General features: G+C 62.9%; 17 protein-coding genes. 7 read left to right on the top strand and 10 right to left on the bottom strand.

Features of this window, described 5'->3' with window-relative positions:
- Nucleotides 1-110 precede the first annotated feature (110 nt).
- Nucleotides 111-974: a ferredoxin--NADP reductase gene (locus SM765_RS00885; protein WP_065273192.1), complete on the top strand. Its 864-nt coding sequence runs from the start codon at nt 111-113 to the stop codon at nt 972-974.
- A 124-nt stretch (nt 975-1,098) separates the two neighbouring features.
- Here SM765_RS00885 and SM765_RS00880 read toward each other — a convergent pair whose 3' ends face one another.
- On the bottom strand, nt 1,099-1,749 hold the full coding sequence (locus SM765_RS00880; RefSeq protein ID WP_274836772.1) for a hypothetical protein: 651 nt from the start codon (nt 1,747-1,749) through the stop codon (nt 1,099-1,101).
- Nucleotides 1,750-2,148: 399 nt separating this feature from the next.
- Between SM765_RS00880 and infC the strand changes: the two genes are divergently transcribed.
- Together infC and SM765_RS00870 are read left to right on the top strand one after the other, a co-directional pair.
- Nucleotides 2,149-2,739, top strand: a complete 591-nt coding sequence (gene infC / locus SM765_RS00875) for a translation initiation factor IF-3 (protein ID WP_335645310.1) — start codon at nt 2,149-2,151, stop codon at nt 2,737-2,739.
- A 132-nt stretch (nt 2,740-2,871) separates the two neighbouring features.
- Nucleotides 2,872-3,471: an SAM-dependent methyltransferase gene (locus SM765_RS00870; protein WP_274836771.1), complete on the top strand. Its 600-nt coding sequence runs from the start codon at nt 2,872-2,874 to the stop codon at nt 3,469-3,471.
- A gap of 69 nt (nt 3,472-3,540) precedes the next feature.
- Here SM765_RS00870 and SM765_RS00865 read toward each other — a convergent pair whose 3' ends face one another.
- From SM765_RS00865 to SM765_RS00825, 9 genes are all read right to left on the bottom strand, one after another.
- Nucleotides 3,541-4,335, bottom strand: a complete 795-nt coding sequence (locus SM765_RS00865) for an FAD binding domain-containing protein (RefSeq protein ID WP_065273188.1) — start codon at nt 4,333-4,335, stop codon at nt 3,541-3,543.
- Between the two features lie 108 nt (nt 4,336-4,443).
- Nucleotides 4,444-6,807 (bottom strand): xanthine dehydrogenase family protein molybdopterin-binding subunit, encoded by a 2,364-nt coding sequence (locus SM765_RS00860; RefSeq protein ID WP_274836770.1) that lies wholly within the window; start codon nt 6,805-6,807, stop codon nt 4,444-4,446.
- Between the two features lie 113 nt (nt 6,808-6,920).
- Complete coding sequence (locus SM765_RS00855; protein ID WP_274836769.1) at nt 6,921-7,406, bottom strand: (2Fe-2S)-binding protein; 486 nt, start codon at nt 7,404-7,406, stop codon at nt 6,921-6,923.
- Nucleotides 7,407-7,574: 168 nt separating this feature from the next.
- Nucleotides 7,575-8,591: a molybdopterin-binding protein gene (locus tag SM765_RS00850; RefSeq protein ID WP_274836768.1), complete on the bottom strand. Its 1,017-nt coding sequence runs from the start codon at nt 8,589-8,591 to the stop codon at nt 7,575-7,577.
- On the bottom strand, nt 8,588-9,571 hold the full coding sequence (locus SM765_RS00845) for an XdhC family protein (RefSeq protein WP_274836767.1): 984 nt from the start codon (nt 9,569-9,571) through the stop codon (nt 8,588-8,590). Before SM765_RS00845 ends, SM765_RS00850 begins: the two co-directional genes overlap by 4 nt.
- Nucleotides 9,572-9,717: 146 nt before the next feature.
- Nucleotides 9,718-10,308 carry a DUF6691 family protein gene (locus SM765_RS00840; RefSeq protein ID WP_274833617.1) on the bottom strand — a complete coding sequence of 197 codons (591 nt, stop codon included), beginning with the start codon at nt 10,306-10,308 and terminating at the stop codon, nt 9,718-9,720.
- Nucleotides 10,309-10,311: 3 nt separating this feature from the next.
- Nucleotides 10,312-10,857: a YeeE/YedE thiosulfate transporter family protein gene (locus SM765_RS00835; RefSeq protein ID WP_274833615.1), complete on the bottom strand. Its 546-nt coding sequence runs from the start codon at nt 10,855-10,857 to the stop codon at nt 10,312-10,314.
- 103 nt (nt 10,858-10,960) lie between these two features.
- The gene (locus tag SM765_RS00830; RefSeq protein ID WP_065273182.1) at nt 10,961-12,214 is read right to left on the bottom strand and encodes a vWA domain-containing protein; all 1,254 of its coding nucleotides are present in this window, start codon (nt 12,212-12,214) and stop codon (nt 10,961-10,963) included.
- Nucleotides 12,215-12,230: 16 nt separating this feature from the next.
- Nucleotides 12,231-13,142, bottom strand: coding sequence for an AAA family ATPase (locus tag SM765_RS00825; protein ID WP_274836765.1), 912 nt, complete (start codon nt 13,140-13,142; stop codon nt 12,231-12,233).
- 331 nt (nt 13,143-13,473) lie between these two features.
- Between SM765_RS00825 and SM765_RS00820 the strand changes: the two genes are divergently transcribed.
- Genes SM765_RS00820 through SM765_RS00805 form a run of 4 tightly spaced genes read left to right on the top strand, consistent with a single transcriptional unit; the run spans nt 13,474 to nt 18,182 of the window.
- A complete protein-coding gene (locus SM765_RS00820) occupies nt 13,474-14,520 on the top strand; it encodes a glycosyltransferase family 2 protein (RefSeq protein WP_274836764.1) in 1,047 nt (348 codons plus the stop codon).
- On the top strand, nt 14,517-15,140 hold the full coding sequence (locus SM765_RS00815) for a sulfotransferase (RefSeq protein ID WP_274836763.1): 624 nt from the start codon (nt 14,517-14,519) through the stop codon (nt 15,138-15,140). Before SM765_RS00820 ends, SM765_RS00815 begins: the two co-directional genes overlap by 4 nt.
- Before the next feature lie 2 nt (nt 15,141-15,142).
- On the top strand, nt 15,143-17,488 hold the full coding sequence (locus SM765_RS00810; protein ID WP_274836762.1) for a glycosyltransferase family 2 protein: 2,346 nt from the start codon (nt 15,143-15,145) through the stop codon (nt 17,486-17,488).
- 4 nt (nt 17,489-17,492) lie between these two features.
- Nucleotides 17,493-18,182: an FkbM family methyltransferase gene (locus tag SM765_RS00805; protein ID WP_274836761.1), complete on the top strand. Its 690-nt coding sequence runs from the start codon at nt 17,493-17,495 to the stop codon at nt 18,180-18,182.
- Nucleotides 18,183-18,186: the final 4 nt, after the last annotated feature.

Here is an 18,186-nt window from a genome sequence, read left to right as displayed (position 1 = left end):
TCCCGCGTCAGACACCCCCACAAACCGCAATTCGGGAAAAACAAAGCTTTTCCTGACCTGAATCAACGATTAATCAGAGGTGCCGGTCTACCAGACCGGCAGTGAAACCGATGAACGAGATGACCGCCGTGACCGACACTGCCTCCGAAGCCAAGCCCGCCAAGGCGACCCCGACCCTGCCGGACGCCCAGACCGTGACCGCGGTCAAGCACTGGACAGACCGCCTGTTTTCCTTCCGGGTATCGCGGCCTGCGTCGCTGCGCTTCCGCTCGGGCGAGTTCGTGATGATCGGCCTGATGGGCGACCCCGATCCCAAGACCGGCAAGCAAAAGCCACTGCTGCGTGCCTATTCCATCGCCTCGCCCTCATGGGACGAAGAGCTGGAGTTCTACTCGATCAAGGTGCAGGACGGTCCGCTGACCTCGAAACTACAGCACATCAAAGAAGGCGATCAGATCATCCTGCGGCCCAAGCCCGTCGGCACTCTGGTGCATGACGCCCTGCTGCCCGGCAAACGCATCTGGTTCTTCGCCACCGGCACCGGCTTTGCGCCCTTTGCCTCGCTGCTGCGCGAGCCGCAGACCTACGAGGATTACGACGAGGTGATCATCACCCACACCTGCCGCACCGCAGGCGAGCTGACCTATGGCCGGGAACTGATCGAAAGCCTGAAGGACGACGAGCTCCTGAATGAGGTGATCGGTGAGGGCTTCTGGAAGAAGATCAAATACTACCCCACCACCACCCGGGAAGAGAGCGCCAAGATGGGCCGGATCACCGACCTGATCAACTCGGGCGAGGCCTACAAGGATCTGGGCGTTGAGCCGCTCAACCCCGAGAGCGACCGGGCGATGATCTGCGGCAACCTGGCCTTCAACCTGGAACTGAAGGACATGCTGGAAGCGGCCGGCCTTGAAGAAGGCGCCAATTCCAAGCCCGCGCAATATGTCGTGGAAAAGGCTTTCCTCGACTAAGCCAGAACGCCTGACGCAAGCCGCCAATGGCCAGATACAAAAAGGCCGCGCCACCCTGATACGGGCGGCGCGGCTTTTCTTTTGTACCAGTGGGTTATCCCGCCGCTGCAATCCAGCGTAGGAATTACAGGTTCAGCGCGGCCTTCACCTGATCCAGCGCCGCCTTCAGCATCGCCGGGCTGTCCTTTGCCGCATCCAGCGCCGAGGTCAGAACGGTTTTCTGGGTCTGCGACAGATCCGAGTCGGCGATCATCGTGGTGACCGTTTCGTAGTCAAAGCCTTCCAGCGTCAGCGCCTCTGACATAGCCTGATCGGCAGCCTGTTCCGCTGCGGGATCAGCGGCACTCCCCGCCGTGTCTGTCACAGCTTGCGTTGCGCTTTCTACAGCCTCACGGACAGCCTCATCCGCCTGCTGAGCAACGCCCTCTGCCGCATCCGCTGCGGCTCCGGCTGCTGTCTCTGCCGTCTCTTTGGCGCTTTCCAAGGCTGCCTCTGCCTCGGCGGCGGCCCCTTCGACGGTATCCTCGACCGCGCGCTCGACCGCTTCGGCGGCCTCTTCCATCTGCTCTGCCGTGGTTTTCGGCGCTTCGCCCTCGCTGGTCTCCTCGACCACCGGTGCAGGTTCTGCCTCAGGTGCAGGCTCTGTCACGGCTACGGGGGCGTCCGTGTTGGTCGGCGCGTTGCTGATCGCGCTGTCTTCGGTCTGGACGGAAAAGGCATAGTAAGCGCCTATCGCCACCACCCCGGCTGCTACGGCAACAATAACCGGTTTCATGATGTCTCTCCTTTGTTGTGGCCGGGGCCTGCATCGCAGCAGAGGCTCCGGCGCGTGTTCTTGCGACATTCGATACCGGCTAGCTGACGTCCCGCAGCCCCCGCCACAAGGGGCAAAAATCGCCGGACGCGTCATCGGCCAGCCGCCGCCGACAGGATCCCGGCGGATTGGCGGGGCTTTGCCGGCACCCAGGCCGGATACGCTTTCCCCCTGACGGCTGCCCCTCCGAATCGATGCAGACCAGGCCGGGCTGGCTGCCGCCCTGCCCGCCGGGCGCCGGTGCCTACCTGCCCGCAGGCCCGACTGCGGGAGGCTTGCACCGGTTCTGTGATGACAATCGCCTTTTTTCACGGGCGCCCGCATCGGTTCCCGCTTGAAAGACGCCGCGCCCCGGTTTAGATTTCATGCTCGAAAATCGGCAACCATCAAAGGATTGAACCCATAGCCCGCAGACCTCATAACGCGCCGCCGCCTCGTGATACCGGCCCGCGCACGAACGAAAAAATCCGCGCCCCCGAAATCCGCCTGATTGGCGCCGAAGGGGAGAACGTTGGCGTTGTCCATCCGGCCAAGGCGATGGAGATGGCAGCGGAAGCGGGTCTGGACCTTGTGGAGATCTCGCCGAACGCCAATCCGCCGGTCTGCAAGATCATGGACTTCGGCAAGTTCAAATACGAGCAACAGAAACGCGAAAGCGAAGCCCGTAAAAAGCAGAAGATCATCGAGGTCAAAGAGGTCAAGTTCCGCCCGAACACGGACACCAATGACTACAGCGTGAAAATGCGCAACGTTTTCAAATTCCTTGAAAACGGTGACAAGGTGAAGATCACCCTGCGTTTCCGCGGCCGCGAGATGGCGCACCAGAACCTCGGCCGTGAGCTGCTGGAGCGTGTGGCCGAAGACGTCAAAGATATCGGCAAGATCGAAAACATGCCGAAGATGGAAGGCCGTCAGATGATCATGATGATCGGCCCGCTGCCGCAGAAATAGCCTGCGGCCCTAACGGACCGGCCCGATCTGGGCTGAATTCCGCCTTTCCATTCCGCCCCCGGTGCTTGACTGCGCCGGGGGCGTTGTCATTGTCGCCCCTGATAAACAGCCATGCGATCAGGACGAGCCGACATGTGGGAAGAAAGATTTGCAAACTCCGATGACTATGTGTTCGGGACCGAACCAGCCCAGTTCCTGACCGAACATGCCGCCTATCTGACGCCGGGCCAGACGGCCCTGTCGGTGGCCGATGGCGAGGGGCGCAATTCCGTCTACATGGCGCAGCGGGGGCTTGAGACGACCGCCTATGAGTTCGCCCCCACCGCCATTGCCCGCGCCCGAGATCTGGCGGCAGAGCGTGGCGTTAAGGTGGATTTCCAAAACGTTGATATCCTCACCCATGACTGGCCTGAGGATGCCTATGATCTGGTGGTCGGCATTTTCATCCAGTTCGTCGGCCCCAAGGATCGCAAGGTGCAATTCGAAGGCATGAAACGCAGCCTGAAACCCGGCGGTGTGCTGCTGTTGCATGGCTATACGCCGAAACAGCTGGAATTCGGCACCGGCGGGCCGCCCTTTGCCGAGAACATGTACACCGAGGATCAGCTGGCCGCTGATTTCGTAGGCTGGGACATCCTGGAGAACCGCGCCTATGAGCGGGAGGTGCAGGAGGGACGCGGCCACAGCGGCATGTCCGCCCTCATCGATTTCGTGGCGCGCAAACCCGCCTGACCACAGGTACCCGCATGAAAAAGGGCCCCGCAGTGCTGCGAGGCCCCATTGCTGTTCTGTCCCAGTGGTTCAGCCTGCGGCGGCGGCCACGGCGCGTTTGGTCAGGACACCGACAAGATGGGCACGGTATTCCTTGGTGCCGTGGATATCGCCCATCATGTTGGCCGGGTTGATGCGCAGATCCGTCAGAGCGTCGGGGCGGAATTCCTTGCCCAGTGCCTGCTCAGCTTCGCTCCAGCGGAACACACCCTCTTCCGAGGCGCCGGTGACGGCAACCCGCACCCCGTCCGCGTATTTGGCCACGAAAACCCCCACCAGGGCAAAGCGCGAGGCAGGCTGCACGAACTTCTGATAGTTCGCGGCCTCCGGCACCGGGAACCGCACGCCGGTGATGATCTCACCCTCTTCCAACGCGGTGGTGAAAAGACCGTCGAAATAATCATCCGCCGCGATTTCGCGGGCATTGGTGATCACGGTTGCGCCGCTGCCCAGAACCGCCGCCGGATAGCAGGCCGCCGGATCGTTATTGGCAAGCGAGCCGCCGATGGTGCCCCGGTTGCGCACGGCGGGATCGCCAATATGGCTGGCCAGCTCGGCCAGCGCGGGATAATGCGCTGCGGCCTCGGAGGCGACTGTGGCATGGGTGGTGGCGCCGCCGATTGCCAAGCTGCCATCATCTTCGCGGCAGACGCCCTGCATTTCACCAATCCCAGCAAGCGAGACCAGTTTCGACGGCATCGCCAGCCGCTGTTTCATGGTCGGCAGCAGGGTCTGGCCACCGCCCAGCGCCTGCGCGTCTTCCTCTGCCAGCGCGGCAACCGCGTCGGCAATGGAGGCAGGTTTTTCAAACTCGAAATTATACATTCCGCTTTCCTTCCCAAAGAATGCCGGGGGATCTCCCCCCTTGTTCTTTTGTTCAAATCTCCCATGGGTGCAGGGACCCGGCACATCTGCCCGGCCCCTGCCCCGGTGTTAACTGTTCATCGCAGCCCAGACGCGGCTGGGGCTGAGTGGCATATCGATATGTGTCACATCTTTACCCGCAGCCTGCAGCGCGTCCACCACCGCATTCACAACCGCCGGCGGCGATCCGATGGCACCAGCCTCACCGCAGCCCTTCACCCCAAGGGGGTTATGGGTACAGGGCGTCTGGCAGGAATGGTCCACCTGATAGAAGGGCAGATCATCGGCGCGCGGCATGGCGTAATCCATGTAGGAGGCGGACAGAAGCTGACCGTTCTCGTCATAGACGCAGCCCTCAAGCAACGCCTGACCGATGCCCTGACCAATCCCGCCATGCACCTGACCATCGACGATCATCGGGTTGACGATATTGCCAAAGTCATCCGCCGCCGCGAAACGTTCGATGGTGACCTTGCCGGTCTCGGGATCGACCTCCACCTCGCAGGCATAGGCGCCCGAAGGATAGGTGAAGTTCGCCGGATCGTAAAAGGCGGTCTCTTCCAGCCCCGGCTCCATGTCCTCAAGCGGGTAGTTGTGGGGCACATAGGCCGCCAGCGTGACATCGCCCCAGGCAAGGGATTTGTCCGTGCCCGCAACAGAGAACTGGCCATCCTTCAGCTCGATATCCGCATCAGACGCCTCAAGGATATGGGCAGCGATCTTCTTGGCCTTGGCGATGATCTTTTCCGTCGCCCGCACCATGGCAGAGCCACCCACCGCGAGGGAGCGCGAGCCATAGGTGCCCATGCCCATCGGCGTGTTGGCGGTGTCGCCATGCACGATCTCGACCATGCTTTCGTCGATGCCGATCATATCCGCGATCACCTGCGGGAAGGAAGTTTCATGCCCCTGCCCGTGGCTGTGGCTGCCGGTCATCACCACCAGACCGCCGGTCGCATTGACCCGCACCGTGGCGCTTTCATAAAGACCCGCGCGCGCACCGAGCTGCCCCACAAGGTTACTGGGCGCGATGCCGCAGGCCTCGATATAGCAGTTGATCCCAAGGCCGCGCAGCTTGCCGTTCTCTTCCGACTTGGCGCGACGCGCCTTGAAGCCTGCGAAATCGGCAACCTCTTCCAGCTTGTCCATGGTCGCGTGGTAATCACCGGTGTCATATTCCACCGCCACCGGGGTGGCATAGGGGAATTCGGTGATGAAGTTCTGACGACGCAGCGCGATGGGATCGACACCCAGCTCGCGCGCGGCCTTGTCGATGACGCGCTCCAACTGGAAGGTCGCCTCGGGGCGGCCCGCGCCGCGATAGGCATCGACCGGCACCGTGTTGGTGAAGACGGCCTTCACATTCACGTAGATCAAGGGCGTCTTGTAGTTGCCCGCCATCAGCGTGCCATGCAGCCAGGTCGGAACCGAAGGCGCAAAGGTGGACAGGTACGCCCCCATATTGGCGTAGGTGTCGGTGCGCAGCGCGGTAAAGTTGTTCTCCGCGTCCAGCGCCAGTTCGATCTTGGTCACGTGATCGCGGCCATGGGCATCCGACATGAAGGCCTCGGACCGGGTGGAGGTCCATTTCACCGCCCGATTGAGCGCCTTGGCCGCGAAGGTACAGAAGGCTTCCTCGGCATAGTGGAAGATCTTGGTGCCAAAACCGCCGCCCACATCGGGCGCGATGACGCGCAGCTTATGCTCGGGGATGCCCAGCACGAAAGCGCCCATCAGAAGGCGGATCACATGGGGGTTCTGCGAGGTGGTATAAAGCGTCGATTCCCCGGTGGCCCGGTTGAAATCGCCCACTGCCACGCGTGGCTCCATCGGGTTCGCGACCAGACGGTTATTGACCAGCTCCAGTGTGGTCACATGGGCCGCATTGGCAAAGGCCTCTTCCACTGCCGGTTTGTTTTCTTCCACGAAGCCCCAGTCATAGCAGAGGTTCGAGGTGAGATCGTCATGCACCTTGGGGGCGCCCTCCTTGACGGCCTCCTTCATGTCGATGACGGCGGGCAGTTCTTCGATATCGAGCTCAATCGCCTCGGCGGCGTCGCGAGCTTCCTCGCGGCTTTCGGCGACCACGGCGGCGATGGCATCGCCAACATAGCGGACCTTGCCCTGAGCCAGAACCGGGTGCGCAGGTTCCTGCATCGGTTCTCCATGGCGGTCGGTCACCTGCCAGCCGCAGGGAATCGACCCCACACCTTCGAAATCGGCGCCGGTAAAGATGCGGATGACGCCGGGCATCGCAGCTGCCGCGGTGGTGTCGATGCCGTTGATCTTGCCGTGGGCCACATCCGAGCGCAGGAAATGCACATAGGCCTGATTGTTGAGGTTGATGTCGTCAGTGTAATTGCCGGTTCCGGTCAGGAACCTTACGTCTTCGCGCCGCTTCGGGCTGGCGCCGATGCCACTATCCTTTGGCATTGTCCAAATCTCCTCCCTGGATGGTGCGCGCCGGGGCGCACCTCTTGGTCATGCAAAATTGTCTTTTGTCCCGGGCCGCGCCTCCCTGCGCTGCCCGCGGCGGGCTTATGGCCTTATTCGGCAGCAATGGCCGTCACGTCCTGACCGGACGCGGCGAGGATCGCCTTGACGATGTTATGATAGCCGGTGCAGCGGCAGATATTGCCTTCGAGATAGGCGCGCACCTCGGCTTCGGTCGGCTTAGGGTTTTCCTTCAGCAGCGCCGCCGCCGACATCACCATGCCCGGCGTGCAGAAACCGCACTGAAGCCCGTGGTGATTCTGAAACGCCTGCTGGATCTTATTCAGCGTACCATCCGGAGCCGCCTGCCCTTCGATGGTGGCAACCTCTGCGCCGTCTGCTTCGGCCGCCAGCATGGTGCAGGATTTGACCGCCTTGCCGTTCACATGCACCACGCAGGCGCCGCACTGGCTGGTATCGCAGCCTACATGTGTCCCCGTGAGCCCCAGCTCATCGCGCAGAAATGACGCCAGGAGCGTGCGCCCCTCCACATCACCGCTGGCGGGCTTGCCGTTCACGGTCATCGAGACCTTCGCCATGAATTCCTCCCATTCGCTACTTTTGTTTGGCTGAATAGGAGTTAAGCACGGGATGCGGCTGGCGCGAACCCCCAGAAAGGCCTCTGGCCGTAACATTTTTGCCAAACGGCAAGAAGCCGCGCGTAACACGTTGGAGATGCGGACATTTTGTGCTCTCTGGCGCAGCGTTCAGCCACGCCCGGCGTCATCCTGTCCAGCGCGGCGCGGCATGGGCCGGGTGGGAATCTCTTTCAGCAGCCCGCCAACCCCCATGGCGGCGATATCCGCCCCGCGCAACGCGACGCCACAGATCACCCGTTCCAACACCCAGTCCGCGCCATTAAGCGCAGGCGAGCGGGCGCAGCCCGGCAGGCCGATCACCGGCTTTTCGCCCAGCGCGCCGAGAAACAGAAGGTTGCCCGGATCCACCGGCATGCCAAAGCGCGTCACCGTGCCCCCCGCCAGCCGCAGCGCCTGAGGCGCCACATCCAGTGGGTCCGAGGTCGCCGATCCGGTCAGGATCAGGATGACCTCTCCCGGCGCATCGGCAATTGCCGCTGACAGCTCCGCCTCGCGGTGGGGCACAACCAAGCGATCTGTCAGCGCCATGCCCATCCGGTCGAGCCGTCCGGCCATGGCCGCGCGGCCCTTTTCGGATGGAGTATCGCCCGTAACCCGCGTTTCGATCAGAGTTGCGGTCCTGTAGACTGGGGGGCGCACCCGCAAAGCCCTGCCCGCGCCCTGCGCCGCCTGGGTCAGATGCGCCTCTGGCACCCCATAGGCGATGATTTTGATGGTGGCGATCATGCCCCCGGCATCGACCCGGTGATAGGCGGGTACGGTAGCGATGGTAATCATCGGATCGACCGCATTCACCGCCTCCAGCTGCGCCCGGTCCAGCTCCACCACACCGCAGGTTTCGGCGTAAAGGTTCACCCGCCCCGCCCCGGCGCCGGAAATGCGCAGCCCTTGGGCGCTTGGGTCTGGAACAATGGCGTGGGCCAGCGCCTGCGCCGCCGCATCCTCGTGCATATCGCCGCTTTCCAGCCGCGCGGCGGTGACTTCGGAGAACCCCGAGGCGGCCAGATCGCGAAGATCTTCAGCGGCCAGCGCCGTGCCCTTGGCAATCTTGCGGGTCTCCAGATGCAGGGAATGGGCCAGGATCGCCCCCTCGGCCTGATCCAGCGGAACCGGGCCGAACTTCATGAGGATTTGCCACGCAGAACCGCTGTCATCTCGGCCAGGATCGACACCGCGATTTCAGACGGCCCCGCCGCGCCGATATCCAGACCGATGGGACCGTGGATGCGCCCGATCTGCTCCTTGGTGAAGCCAGCCGCCACCATCCGGTCCACCCGTTTGGCATGGGTGCGGGTGGAGCCAAGCGCGCCAATGTAAAAACAATCGGCGCCCAGCGCAGCCTCCAGCGCCGGATCGTCGAGTTTGGGATCATGGGTCAGCAGCACCAGCGCGGTGCGGGTATCAAGGCCAAGCTTTTCCACCGCCTCATCCGGCCAATCGTCCATCAATGTCTCGCCCGGGAACCGCGCGGCGGCGGCAAAGGCCTCGCGCGGGTCGATAATCACCGGATCATAACCCGCAATCCGCGCCATGGGCACCAGCGCCTGGGCGATATGCACCGCACCCACCACGATCAGCCGCAGCGGCGGGTTGTGCACGGCAACGAAGGTTTTGCCGTCTTCCTCAACACCAGAGCGATCCATGCGCAGGCGCTCAGCATAGCCATCCCGCACCAGACGCCGCGCGCCGCTGTCCAGATCCACCTCATAGGCGAGCGCGATACGTTCTTTTCGGGCTGCGACCAACTGTTCCAGCAGATCCACCGGCAGGGCACCGCCCACGGGTTCAACCAGAACCTTGATGGTGCCGCCGCAGGCCAGACCCACGGCAAAGGCATCATCGTCGCTGACCCCGAACTCGAGCAGGCGGTGCTTGCCATCCTCGATGGCTTCCAGCGCCTCAAAGACCACCGCGCTTTCGACGCAGCCGCCCGAGACCGAGCCTTCGATGCGGCCATCGCCGCCCACCACCAGCTGCGATCCGGCCCGGCGCGGCGCCGAGCCCCAAGTCTGCACCACCGTGGCCAATGCAGCCCCGGTGCCATCCCTGTGCCATTCCAGCGCCACCTCCGGCGCGTTCTCGAAACGCTGGGTTTCCTCTGACATGCAATCCTCCCGGCGTGTCTTCCGCCTTTGTTGCCCCCAAGGTTGACGCGAAGGCCAGAGGTTTCAAGCCGAAAACGCAGCGCAAAACGCAAAGCGCCCGCCGGGACCGGCGGGCGTTCGGGCATATTTCAGGCGCGGGAGGGTGCCTATTCAGCCGGCTGCAGGTTCGATTTGGAGGGCGTCAGCCGCTCGGGCAGGGCAAAGGCCAGCGCGATGAAACCAAGGCCCAGAACGATGCCGAGGACATCGCCCGGCAGCGCCGTCATCCCGTCGAACTTGGATCCCGGCACGGTGCCAACGGTAACCTTACCGCCCGCGATGCTGTCCAGAAGGCCGCTCGATTTCCACATCGGGTAGGTGACCATATAGGCCGCAGCACCCAGAAGGCCGCCGACGATGAAGAACAGCGCATCCTTGCGCCCCGAGGCCGCCGCGACAACGCCGGTGCCGGGGCAATAGCCCGCCAGCGCCCAACCCGCGCCCAGCATCAGCCCGCCGATGAAGACGCCGATATAGGCGGCCTTCACGGACATATGGCCCACGTCGACAAAGCCCAGCATCTGGCCCGCGAACATCAGCACCGAACCGGTGCCAATGGCCAGCAGAATGGTCTTGGCCAGGTTGAGGTTGGTGAGGTTCAGCATCTTGCCGATCATGTTCGGGTTGCTGGCGCCAATACGGTCCAACACCGCGCCGAAGGCCAGGCCGATAACAATTGCGAGAACGATAGACATCATGGCTCAGGCCTCCTTCTTGAACAGGATCAGGGATACGGGAATCGCAGCGACAAAGGCCCCGGCGGCAAAGAGATAGCCCGACAGCGCGGTCTGCATCATGCCTGACATCATGTGCCCCGAGGTGCAGCCGCCCGCAAGGCGCGCACCGTAAAGCACGATGAAACCGCCAACAAAGGCCGCGCCGTAGCGCAGGGCAACCCCGTTCCCCAGATTGGCGCGCCACAGATCGGGGATGCTACGCTCCCGCGCGGGCAGGCCGCCGCGCGCCATGACCGACAGAAAGCCGCCCACCGCCATCGCAAGAACAAAGACAAAGCTGTAGTTCAGCGGGTTCATCACCGATTTGGCGTATTTGCCATTCGATTTCGCCAGATAGGCATTGGTCGATGTATATCCCTCCTCGGTCTTGGTCACCAATTCGCTGTTCACCGCGTCGCCGATGATCCCGTCCAGGATCACGAATTGCGTGGACACGCCAATCGGTTTGACCAGCAGCACTGCCAGAAAGAAGACGAACCCCAGCAGGAACCCTCCGGTTTTCCAGTTCATGGCCATCATCAGCCTCCCAAATTACATTCCATTTACGGAATGTAGCAGGGTGGGCGCGGATCAGGCTTGACCCAGATCAATTACATTCGACTTTCAGAATTCGTCAGAGAAGCGCCATCAACCGCGCCTTTTCGCCCTGGTCCTCGGGGCGGGAAATCACCTGCGCCAGATCTTCGAGCGAGGCAATGGAGTGGCCGGCCCGAAAACTGTCCACATGGGGCAGCATGGCACGGATACCTTGTGCCTTGGGGGCGAAGCCTTCCCAGCGCAAGAGCGGGTTCAGCCAGATCAGCCGCCGCGATGACAGGTGCAGGCGCTGCATCTCCTTGGCCAGTTGGTCCGGGTCGTCCCGGTCCAGCCCGTCAGTGATCAGCAGCACCACAGCCCCCTGCCCCATGACCCGGCGCGACCAGTCGCGGTTGAACTCATGCAGGCACTGGCCGATGCGGGTGCCGCCTTCCCAGTCCTGCGCCTCGGCGCCCGCTGCGGCCAAGGCCGCGTCCACATCGCGCGTGGCCAAATGGCGGGTGATATTGGTGAGCCGCGTGCCAAAGGTGAAGCCATGCACCTTGGCCCAGCCCGCGCCCTTTTGGTTGGCGACCGAATGCAGAAAATGCAGCACGATGCGGCTGTACTGGCTCATGGAGCCGGAAATATCGCAGATCACCACCAGATTGGGCCAGCGGATGCGCCGTTTGGCGCGGGCAATGTCTTGCAAGTCACCGCCCCGACGCGCTGCATCGCGCAGGGTGCGCCGCCAGTCCGCCCGCTGCCCATGCGGCGCGGCCATCAGGCGGCGCGACTGGATCGGCTGCACCGGCAGGCGCATCTGCGACAGGATGCGTTTGGCGCGGGCGACTTCCTCGGTGCTCATCTGCTCGAAATCCAAGGACCGCAGGCGCTCCTCGGAGGACATGGTCAGGGTCGCGTCGATCTCGAACTCGGTGCCCTCGTCCTCCTGCCCCTCTGGCAGGTCGATCTGATCGTTGGCGCCATCCAGCAGCGCCTCGGCAGCGCGTTTTTCACCGGGTTTGGCGGCGCGCTCTTCCTGCACGCCGCGCACCGCAGGCAGCATCGCCGCCATCATATGCTCCAGAAACCGCGGATCACGCCAGTATAGACGAAAGATCTGCGCAAAGACCGCCCGGTGTTCTGGGCGGGTCACGAAACAGGCGTGCAGTGCCCAGTAGAAATCCTGCCGACTGGTGAAACCTGCTGCCGCTACCGCCTCGACCGCGTCCACCACCCGGCCCGGCCCGATGGGCAGCCCCGCCTTGCGCAGAGCGCGGGCGAAATGGGTGATGTTCTGGACGAGTTTGGGATCGTCCGGCAAGGAAAGCTCGGGCAGTTCAACCATCAGATCAGCGCCAAGGTCACGGCGTCTCCTCCAGAGTCTGCTTGGCCTTGTCGAGGATGCGTTTCGCCTCGGAACCCTGCAATTGCGCGATATCGTCCTGGTATTTCAGGATCGCGCCCAATGTATCGGCGATCACCTCGGGGCTGAGGTCGATCACGTCGAGCGCAAGCAGGCAATTGGCCCAGTCGATGGTTTCGGCCACGCCGGGTTTCTTGAACAGATCCTCAGTCCGCAACGCCTGCACAAAGGCGACCACTTCGCGGCTGAGTTTTTCTGAGGCTTCCGGCGCGCGGGCCCGCAGGATTTCGACCTCGCGGGTGAAATCGGGGTAATCGACCCAGTGATACAGGCAGCGCCGTTTTAGCGCGTCATGCACCTCACGCGTGCGGTTGGAGGTCAGGATCACGATGGGCGGCTCGGGCGCCTTGATGGTGCCAAGTTCGGGAATGGTCACCTGAAAATCGCTGAGCGCCTCCAGCAGGAACGCCTCGAAGGGCTCATCGGTGCGGTCCAGTTCGTCGATCAGCAGAACGGGCGCGCCATTTTCATCGGGGCGCATGGCTTCCAAGAGTGGCCGTTCGATCAGAAACTCATCAGAGAACAGCTCGCTCTGCAGCGCCGCGCGGTCAGTGCCTCCGGCAGCCTCGGCGGTGCGGATCGCCACCATCTGCGCGGCAAAATTCCATTCATAAACCGCGCTGGAGGCATCCAGGCCTTCGTAACATTGCAGCCGGATCAGGCGCCGACCCAGCGCCGCCGACAGCGCCTTGGCGATCTCGGTCTTGCCGACGCCGGCCTCGCCTTCCAGGAACAAGGGGCGGCCCAGACGCAGCGACAGGAAGACCACGGTAGCCAGCGCCCGGCCGCAGACATAGCCCTGCTCGCCCAACATCTGTTGCACCTGATCGATGGATTGCGCCTCTGTCATGCCTTGCCTCCCCGCTTGGTCGCACCAAGAGGCCATGCGCCCAGCGCGCGGTCAAGGCTGGTCTGCCCCCGTTTTCGGATTGTTGATTTCGTTTGTTGGGCAACACTTCGACAAGGGTTAACGGCTATACACCCTGCAATGATTGACGCAGGGCGCCCGCCCTGCCATGGATTTTGGCAATGACGATAGCCCCGGCTGCACCCGATCCATGTGTGACGACGATGTGCGGTAACGAGAGGCAAGATGCAGGCGGCAAGGCAACAGATCGAATGATGCGCCACGGATCAACACAGCCCGGCACTTCGCGCCGGGACGCCAAAGGGGATGCATGATGCGCATCACCGCCGTCACCTGCGTCAAGAACGAAGGCCCCTTCCTGCTCGAATGGATCGCCTATAACCGGCTGATCGGGGTCACGGATTTTCTGTTTTATTCCAACGATTGCAGCGATGGCACCGATGACCTGCTGGATGCATTGGCGGCGCGGGGGCTGGTGCAGCATCTGCCCAACCCGGCCGAGGGGCGCAATTACCAGATGGAGGCGCTGAAACACGCGCGCCAGCAGCCCATCGCGGCGGATGCCGACTGGGTCTGGGTGGCTGATGTGGATGAGTTCCTCAACATCCATACGGGCGATCACACAATCCCCGATCTGATCGCGGCCTGTGGCAATCCCCAGGCAATTTCGCTCAGCTTCCAGTTCTTTGCCAACGACGGGATCGAGGCCTTTGAGGACGCGCCGGTGATCGCCCAGTTCACCCGCTCGCACAACCCGGATATCTGCTGCGCCGATGGTTCAATCGAGGTCAAGACGCTGGTACGCCGCGATTTTCCGCTGCAATACTATGGCGCGCATCGCCCGTTCTTCCGCAAGGCTTTGGCCAAGGACAAGCGGCCCGTCTGGACCGATGGTGGCGGCCGCCGGGTGCCCTTCCGGTTCCTGATGGCTGCAAACCGCGATCATATCCGCAAACTCCCGGCCAAAGGCGCCCGCAGCCTTGCGACGCTGAACCACTACGCACTGCGCTCGCTCGACAGCTATCTGGTGAAGAATGACCGCGGCGATGTGAACCGGGAAAATCGCGCCTTTGACGATACCTATTGGCGCGAACGCAATGACCCCGCCTATGAGGATCTGTCGATCCAACGCCATCTCCCGGCGATGGAGGCGGCGCTTGCCGATCTGAAATCCGACCCCGAGATCGCCGCCCTGCACGAGGCGGCAGTTCGCCTGCACCGTGCGAAACGCGATGAGCTGCTGGCCCAGCCGAGCTATCAGGCGATGCGCGATCAACTGCGCGCCGCCCCACCCCTGCCGCCACAGGAAGAGGCGCTGCTGCGCGATCTTGACCTCTGGACCAAAGAGGCGGCGCAATGAACCTCAAGGTCATCAACCTCGGCCTGCCGAAATCGGGCACCACCACGCTGGGCAAGGCGCTGTCGCAGGCGGGCTATTCCGTGGCCGATCACCGCCTGCGCGACCGCGAGGAAGACAAACCCGGCAAGCGACGGATTTTCGTCGGCAGCCTCCTTTACAAAGGACTATATGAGCGCGGCGATCCCATGGCCTATCTCGATGGTTTTGATGCGCTGTCGGAGGTGAGCTTTATCCATGGCAAATTCTCGGTCTGGCCGCAGTTCGATTTTGCCCTGCTGAAAGTGCTGAAGGATCTCAACCCGGGGCTCAAATTCATCGCCACCCGGCGCGATGCGGCCAGTCATTCCAAATCGATCATGGCCTGGAACAACCTCGGCACCGCCCGGCTGCCCGCCAGCACGGTGCCTGGCCTGCCGATCGGATACGGCAAGACCCCCGAACAGCAGATGATCTGGATCGACGGTCATTACGAGGCGCTGAAACACTGGTTCCGCGAGGACCCCGATTACCTTGAGATCAACGTCGCCGATGCCGGTGCGCAAGCGCGGGTGGGCGCGTTCCTTGGGCGCGATCTGCCCTGGTGGGGCCAGGCCAACGTCAACCGGAAGGCACGCTCCTGATCATGCGCATCGTTCTTCATATCGGGCTCGAGCATACCGGCGCCGAGCGGCTGCAAAAGGTTCTGGCCCACAAGCGGGACCAGCTGCGCGGCAAGGGCGTGTTGTTTCCCACCTCTCCCGGCGGCAGCAATCACACGCGCCTGTTCATGGCGGTGACCGACCCCGATCATGTGGACCCGCTGCGCCATGCCCGCGGCCTTGCCGATCACGCGCGGCAGGCGCTGTTGCGCGGAAAACTGAGCGCCGATCTGGCCCGTGAGGTCAATGAAGCGCAGCCGGACATTCTGATCCTCTCGGCCTCGCAACTGGGCAGCAGGCTGCACCGGCGCAGCGAGCTGATGCGGCTGAAGGATATACTGACCCCGCTATCCGGCGACATCAGCATCCTGGCGCATCTGGACGATCCCGCCCGCCTGCTGGCGCGCAGCTATGGCGCGCAGGTACTGAACGGACGGGCTACCCCGCTGGAGCGGGAACTGGCGCTGGCCGATCAACCGGACTGGTGGCAAGCCTGCCTCGCGCACCAGCCGCAGATCAGACCGCAGGAAAACCAGTTCGAAGAAACCGAAGGCGCCCCCTTCTGGCTCGACTATCAGGCCCTGCAACAGCATTGGGAGAATGTTTTCGGCGCCGGGTCCATGAGCTTCCGCTCTTACGACGAGGCCCTGCTTTACGGGCCGGAGGCCACCAAAGAGATTCGCGCCGCCTTTGGCATCAGCGATCAAATTGGTCGTTGCGGGGCCGCCACGCCACCCGCAATGCCCGCTGCGCCCTGGCAGACGCGGGCACGGAGGCTCAATAGTCTGCTGCAACACATCACCCTGCATCAGGGCAGGATCGTACCGCCGAAAATGTGGCGCGGTTTCCTGAATGAGCTGCAGATTGACGGCGCGCCGATGGACCCTGCGCAGCTGGCCTGTATCTCACACCGGTTTGCCGCCGCAAATCAGGCGCTTGCAGAGCAGCACCCCGGATTGTCTGCAGCCAGCTTCGCCACCCAACCCGGTGCCGAAGACCATTCCGGCGCAGAGTGGCAAGAGGCGGACCCGGAAATGGGCTTTCGCGCCTCGCAATACCTGCTGCGCTTCATGCCGCAGATTGAGGCCGCAACCCGCGCCTCCCGACCAGCGGAAGAGGCCAAGCCGGACCCAGCCACCACGGAACCCACGGCGCAGGCCCGCAAGGTGATGACCCCGCTGGCGTTGAAAAACTTCGAAATGCTGCAAACCTCCCCCTTCCGGCCGCATGACAATATCGGCACGCTGGATGAAACCGCGCGTGCCGCCCCCTATGCGGAGGTGCCACGCCGCGCCCTGCCTCAAGGCAGCAGCGGCAATGTGATCGTCGGCTGCATGAAGAACGAGGCGCCCTATATCCTGGAATGGGTCGCCTATCATCGCGCCATCGGTGTGGACAACTTCCTGATCTACACCAATGGCTGCGAAGACGGCACCGCCGAGATCCTCGACCGGTTGCAGGAGAAGGGCATCCTGCAGCACCGCAACAACGACGACTGGCGCGGCAAGTCTCCGCAGCAACACGCACTGAACCAGTCGCTGAAAGAACCGGTGATCACCCAGGCCGATTGGATCGTCCATATCGACGTCGACGAATTCATCAACGTGCGCTGTGGCAACGGTACTCTGCAGGATTTCTTTGAACGGGTGCCGGATGCCACCAACGTCGCCATGACCTGGCGCCTGTTCGGCCATAACGATGTGACACGGCTGTCGGGTGATTTCGTCGTCGGCCAGTTTGATGCCTGCGCGCCGAAATACTGCCCCAAGCCGCACACGGTCTGGGGTTTCAAGACGATGTTCAAAAACACTGGCGCCTATCAGAAGATCAGCTGCCACCGCCCCAACAAGCTGCAGGACGGGTTCCGCGATCAGGTCCGCTGGGTCAACGGATCGGGCCGCGACATGACGCAGGATGTGCTCGACAACGGATGGCGCAACTCGCGCCGCTCCATCGGTTACGATCTGCTGCAGCTCAACCACTACGCGCTGCGCTCGGCCGAAAGTTTTCTGGTCAAACGTCAGCGCGGACGTGCCCTGCATGTGGATCGCTCCATCGGCCTCAACTACTGGATCCGCATGGACTGGAACGACCACAAGGACGTCACCATCCAGCGCAACCTTCCGCGCCTGCGCACCGAATATGATAGACTGATGGAGGATACGACCCTTCGCCAGTGGCACGAAAAAGGCCTCGCCTGGCATCGCGCCAAGGCCGAGGAACTGCATGGGATGGAAGAATTCGAAACCCTTTACCGGCAGGCTCTGGACGTGAAACTGACTGCGACCGAACGCGTTGCCTATGCGCTTGCGCTGGATATGGAGAGCTGAAGACATGACCGACGCAGCCACCGACCCGGTTTTGACCTGCCTGGATATGAAATTCCCGCTGGACAAGGCGGTGCTGCCACCGCGCGTGCGCAAACTGCTGCGCATCGGCGCCTATGAGGCGAAGGAGGCCGTGGCCGCCAGAAAGCTGATCCGCGCCGGGGATGTGGTGATGGAACTCGGCGGCGGTATCGGTTTCATGTCGACGCTGGTCGCCACCCAGACCCCGGCGCAATCCGTGCATTCGTTCGAGGCAAACCCGCAGCTCTTGCCCTATATCCACCGGGTGCATGCTCTTAATGGCGTCGAGAACGCAAAGGTGACCCATGCAGTGCTCAGCGACAGCGACGGCACCGCGCCCTTTTACGTGCGGCCCAACTTCCTTGCCTCTTCCCTGACCCCAATGGCCGAGGATGGCCCTGACGTTCAGCAGGTCGAAGTGCCGATGCGCGACATGAACCGGGTGATGGCAGAGCTGAAACCCAGCGTGCTGATCTGCGATATCGAGGGCGCCGAGGCAGAGCTGTTGCCCAAGATGGACCTGTCCTCGCTGCGTGCGGTGCTGATCGAAACCCATCCGCAATGGATCGGCAAGACAGGCATCCGCAAGGTCTTTCAATGCCTTGATGCCGCCGGTCTGGTGTTCTTCCCGCGCTGGTCGCATGGCAAGGTCGCCGTGTTCCGGTCCGACTGGTAAGCCC

Source organism: Pseudophaeobacter sp. 1A09344, assembly GCF_041008745.1.
Classification (GTDB): Bacteria; Pseudomonadota; Alphaproteobacteria; order Rhodobacterales; family Rhodobacteraceae; genus Phycobacter; species Phycobacter gallaeciensis_A.
Note: the sequence above shows the minus strand (reverse complement) of the source record. Positions and strands in the feature narration are given on the sequence as shown.